Origin of the sequence: Methanospirillum sp. (assembly GCF_028679455.1) — an archaeon.
GTDB lineage: Archaea > Halobacteriota > Methanomicrobia > Methanomicrobiales > Methanospirillaceae > Methanospirillum.
Map to the genome: position 1 here is coordinate 1 of NZ_JAJRBM010000212.1, position 5,294 is coordinate 5,294.

The window sequence follows — 5,294 nt, forward strand, 5'->3', positions numbered from 1 at the left end:
CGATTTCTAAAAAGAGACTTTCTTCATCCGGAGTCTCGATAAATGCTTCAGGTACACAGACACCTATCATTCCATAGAGTGTCTCTTCGTAGGAAAGACGGGTGATCATTACTCCGGATCTACGTTGGGATGGAGTAACATTCTCGTTAAATTTTTTTAATTCTAGTGAATGAGTGACAATCTTCTGATCAGGTATATCCTCTACATTCATCCATGAAGTGATGATTTCCTGACTGATATTATCCCGGAACTCATCTCCTATGATATTATCTGATATTGCCTGATATTTTTCTCTCCCGGAATCAGAGTCAGCAATTATCCAGATCCCTGAATATCCATCTTCTCCTGTAAGTGATGAACAGATCCTATTCAGGAGGATCTCTCTCTTCGTCTCACCGGTAATAAGAAAGTTTACCATTCGCAGGGATTTCAATATCCGATTCAGATGTTTGATATGATCATGTGCTGCCTTTTCTTTTGTGATATCCTCAAAAGTGGTATAAACCTGATTTGGAGCATCACTTCCCGGGAGAAACCGGGGAACTGCATTCACCTTTATCCAACGGTTCAAATTATCCCGGGGATTGTAAATCCCCATGATCTGTGATCTTTTTTCTCCAGTCCGGAGAGCAACCATGGCAGGGCGTTCATCTTCAGGGAGTGGCGATCCGTCTTCACGAACTGTCTTCCATCGAGGATTCAAACAGGTCTTCCCTTGAATTTCTTCAATATTCAAACCCAGTATCCGTCCGGCAGAAGGATTGGCATCAATAACAGCTCCATTTTCATCCAGGTATACCACTCCCTCGATCATTGTTTCAAAAAGGGTTCGATAATGCTCTTCAGATATCCGAAGTTGTTCTTTGGATTCTATTTGAAGCGTTATATCATAGATTGCTCCTTGTATCATGAGCGTATCAGGTTCTAATCCTGAAAAGGAAGATGCAATCTCATGTACCCATCTGATATCCCCATTTTTATGATTGACGCGATATTGTTCTGAAAGTTTTTGAGCGGTTCCCGATCCAAGTGCTGATTTATTTGATAGATATTTTTGCCGATCAGCATGATGAACAATAGTCTCCCATAGGGGTGTTCCTGCAAGGAAGTCTTCGGAGTGGTACCCGCTTATCTCTTCTACCTGTCCATCAAAAATGAGAGGCTGGGAATTTCCAACCTGCAATAGATACCCAATTCCCTGAAGATTTTGCAGAAACATCCGGTATTTCTCTTCATTAAACCTGGCCGACGCTTTACGTTCTTCTGATTCAACAACTTTACTTTGAAGTTTTCGTCCGAGCGTATCCGCATATGAAGTGTAATACGAAAGATCATCAGGGGGTTTCTTTCCCTCGGATCCCGTTATTTGCTGCCCTGCCTGATCCAGGACTGTATTGACGATTTGGATGAAATCTTCAGGTTCAATCGGTTTACTGATATACTCATCAGCACCGAGAGAAAGACCAAACTCCCGGTCCTTTTGCTCAGTATATGAGGCAGAATAAAAAATAAATGGGATTTTTTTGAGTTCAGGATCTTCTTTTATGGTTCGGCAGAGTTGAAACCCATCCATTCCCGGCATGAGAATGTCAGATATGAGTGCATCAACCCATTCAGTTTTTAGTATTTCAAGAACTTCCAGGCCATTTTCTGCTGATACTATCTGATATCCATTTCCCTCAAGCAATGCCTGAAGGAGATACCGATTTTCATACCGATCGTCAGCGATCAGAATCTTTTTGATCGCAATCTGCTGTTTATCTGATTTGTCTGCTGGGGGGTTGTCAGGTGGCATGTCAGATTCACCTTCAGATTTACATTATTAAGCCCGGATTTTTCTCGATTTGAATGATTTTTTATTCGGCTTAAGATATGAAAGACATGCTGATAATCCATCTTCCATAGATCCCAACCGATATCTCATGCAGTGAGTATTGACGGATTACCTAAAAAGGTTACGGACAGAATAATATTTCCATGCAAGGCTATCCAATGAAGAAATATAGGTTGGACAGCCGTTCAGGATCGAGATCTGGTTGCTGAAATCATGACGAGTGATTCCAGACAAAAATTCAGGCTTTTATTTATCAACCAGATTCCCGCTTCTACCTTTCTATGTTCCGTGATATCCTCAAAAGATACATAAATCTGGTTGATATATCATCTATTACACACTTACCTTGGTGAAATCTTTAAGCACATCAGGATGTGCGGAGTCATGAACTCCATAATATTCTTCTTCCCGATAATCTCTGTTGGGTATTATCAATTATCGCTGCCCGGAATCCCACATAGTTATCATTCTGATAATTAAGGGGCCGACCCCTTGTGAAATATTGAGAGTATGATGGGACAATAGAGTCTATCGGAAACATGCATAACCTGACATGCAATATTCTCATCATGACCGGGATAACGAGTCTGCCATATCCTCCTGATTCAGAAACCATACTTCCCATACCGAAAACCTATCCGGAACCACAACCTCAAAAGGGAGATGAAGAGATCAGACAGACCTCTATCTCTACGATAATTAATCTGGTGAGGAACAAGCCGAAAGTAAGGAATATCTGGAATCTCCTACATCAGGATTCAGAAATTAATGCTCATTGGGATTGTGCAAATTATATTACGGTAAAAAAACTCGGAATGAATGACCACGGCAGGGTTCATGCTATGGTTGCTACCGCATCAGCACTCAGGATTTTTGATCTTCTTGTAAGATCCGGAATAACTCCGGATCTCGTATCAGCAGGTATCGGTGATCTGGATGATGCTTACCTTGTTGTCCTCACCGCGGCATTATGTCACGATATCGGAAATCAGATCCACCGTGAAGACCATATAACACACAGCCTGATACTTGTCGCACCAATACTTGATCGGATTCTGCCACAGGTTTATGATGAATCAGTCAAAATTATCCAGGTCCGTGCATTCATTCTTTCATTAATCTATAGCCATCATGGTGATCCGAGACCTCTAACTATCGAAGCAGGAGCCGTATGTATCGGCGATGCAACCGATATGACCACCGGAAGAGCCAGGTCTGCATATGATCAGGGGAGGGTAACCATCCACACCATATCTGCACTCTCGATCGATCAGGTTTCTATTGATCAGGGAAAAGAGGTACCGGTTGAGATCACAATCCGAATGTCCAACTCCGCAGGACTCTTTCAAGTGCAGGAAATCCTTGGTCCGAAGATTGCGGCGGGCCCGATAACCCAATACATCGAGGTAAAGATTCGATTCACCGATGAATCTAGCGGGGTGGAAAAACAGATACTCAGCGGGATGAAACTCGGGAATGGTGTCGGTATTGAAGAGTTCTATGACCGGGATTAATCCAATTCAGGAACAAAAGATTATCCGTACCAAGCCTCCATACACAATTCCTGATTACTGATATTATTAGTTTGCTCCGGAACAACCAAAATATTCCTATTGAGTTCAGGTATTATTGAGTGTAAAGCATGATTATGTAAAGTTTACAGGCAATTAAAAAAAGTCAGAAAAAAAGGATTACTTTATGATAGTGATAAATCCTTCTTCAGTTATGATCTTCTGCCCTTCTGCAGTCTCCAGGAATGCAATGAATTTTGCTGCATCACCGGTTGGCTGCCCTTTTGTCAGAAGGTGCAAAGGCCGTGAGAGTGGATATGTACCTTTCTTTACCGTTTCAATGCTTGGCACTGTCAGCGTTCCATTGACAGAGATAGGAACCGCATGAATGGTCTGGTCTATATACCCGAGTCCGACATACCCGATTGCATTCGGAGTCTGCTCTATTGTCTGTTTAACGGCCCCATTTGAATTCTTCTCAAGCTGGGTTTTGACAAAATCCGCCTTTTTCATGACATCGGTGGACATATAATCTCTGGTCCCTGATGCACTATCTCGACCGACAACCACGATTGGAGCATCTTTTCCACCAACATCCTTCCAATTGGTGATGTTTCCATCATAGATCTTCTTAATCTGATCCAGGGTCAGGGATGGAATCGGATTATCAGCATTGGTAATGAATACAAGACCATCTATCGCTATCTGATGAGGAATAAGGTCAGGATATTTTTTCAGTTCTTCTTCCTTAAGGTCCCGGGATGCCATACCGATCATTGCAGTTCCTTCACCAGCTGCCTGGACTCCTGCTCCTGTACCACCACCATTAACCTGTACATCAGTCTCTGGATGGGCACCCATATACTTCTCCGCAACTTTAGCAGCAATCGGGAGAACAGTAGTAGATCCCGCGATTGAGAGCACACCTTCAGCAGCACCCTTCACTGTTGCGGGAGTTGTTGTTTTATCAGTCTGGCTACCTGAATTTCCCGTGCATCCTGCCATCAGAGTTGTGCAAAGGAGAAGCCCAATTAGGATAACACCAAAGGTTACCGTCCTAGTACGTTTCATGATACACTCGCTTGGTTCACTTGTATCTGCCGGTTATGAATATGGTAATTCTCCCCATACATCATAGAGGGAATAGAGAGATCAATTGATCTCTGCGATCCCTATAGCAATATTGAGATGGAAACGAGAAGTGTATCAGACCGTGAAGCGACTAATCCCGGAGTGAATACTTCCGGCCATATCTGCAACCGTTTCAATATGCCAGGAGATCTGTTCGACTGAACGGCAGGATTCGTTACATGCATCTGCAGAGGCATGAGCATCAGCAGCGGTCTCATCCATCAGATCTCCGATAAGTCTCGCCCGTTGATCCAGACTTTGAATCATCCGTTCCTGTTCAGCTGCAACGCCGACTGCTTCCCGACTCATTGCTGCAATTTTTTTAATCTCCAGGGTCATTCCTTCAAAAAGACTGATCATCTCTTTTACTGCAAGACTACGTGAGTCCACTTCAACGCGTGCTCCGGCAACTGCATCCCTCACCTCTTCAAACGCTTTGTTTAGTGATATGAGCGTGTCTGAAATACCAAGTAATGCTGCTTTTGAATCCTGAGCAAGATGTTTCACTTCTGAAGCAACGACAGCAAATCCTTTCCCATATACCCCGGCATGTGCAGCCTCTATCGCAGCATTAATAGCTAGAAGGTTGGTCTGATTCGTGATCTCAGTCACTACCCTGATGATCTTTCCGACCTGGATAATTTCTTCCTGAATCCGGGTTATCCCGGATGCAATCTGGCTTGTTGAGCAGGATATTGCATCCATTCCTTCTCTGCTTCGATCTGCAAGATCTCTCCCCTGCAGTGAGAGATTATCAGTCTTTGCAGAGATTTCAGCCACTGATTCAGAACGGGTGGTCATCTCCCGAAGTGAGTTCA

4 protein-coding genes are annotated in these 5,294 nt (G+C 43.4%); 1 reads left to right on the plus strand and 3 read right to left on the minus strand.

What is annotated here, in order from left to right; genetic code table 11:
* A partial coding sequence (locus LUQ50_RS07050; RefSeq protein ID WP_300038250.1) for a response regulator occupies nucleotides 1–1,795 on the minus strand: 1,795 nt, incomplete at its 3' end.
* Between the two features lie 578 nt (nucleotides 1,796–2,373).
* On the opposite strand from LUQ50_RS07050, the gene LUQ50_RS07055 reads away from it, so the two are divergent.
* Complete coding sequence (locus LUQ50_RS07055; RefSeq protein ID WP_300038253.1) at nucleotides 2,374–3,348, plus strand: HD domain-containing protein; 975 nt, start codon at nucleotides 2,374–2,376, stop codon at nucleotides 3,346–3,348.
* 177 nt (nucleotides 3,349–3,525) lie between these two features.
* Here LUQ50_RS07055 and LUQ50_RS07060 read toward each other — a convergent pair whose 3' ends face one another.
* Both LUQ50_RS07060 and LUQ50_RS07065 read right to left on the minus strand, forming a co-directional pair.
* Nucleotides 3,526–4,416 (minus strand): phosphate ABC transporter substrate-binding protein, encoded by an 891-nt coding sequence (locus tag LUQ50_RS07060; RefSeq protein ID WP_300038256.1) that lies wholly within the window; start codon nucleotides 4,414–4,416, stop codon nucleotides 3,526–3,528.
* Between the two features lie 135 nt (nucleotides 4,417–4,551).
* Nucleotides 4,552–5,294: methyl-accepting chemotaxis protein (locus tag LUQ50_RS07065; protein WP_300038259.1), on the minus strand; the 743-nt coding region annotated here is incomplete at its 5' end.

What these genes read in the sequence shown, in the direction of transcription:
- LUQ50_RS07055 (WP_300038253.1), top strand. Translation starts at nt 2,374, where the DNA reads ATGCATAACCTGACATGCAATATTCTCATCATGACCGGGATAACGAGT.
- LUQ50_RS07060 (WP_300038256.1), bottom strand. Translation starts at nt 4,416, where the DNA reads ATGAAACGTACTAGGACGGTAACCTTTGGTGTTATCCTAATTGGGCTT.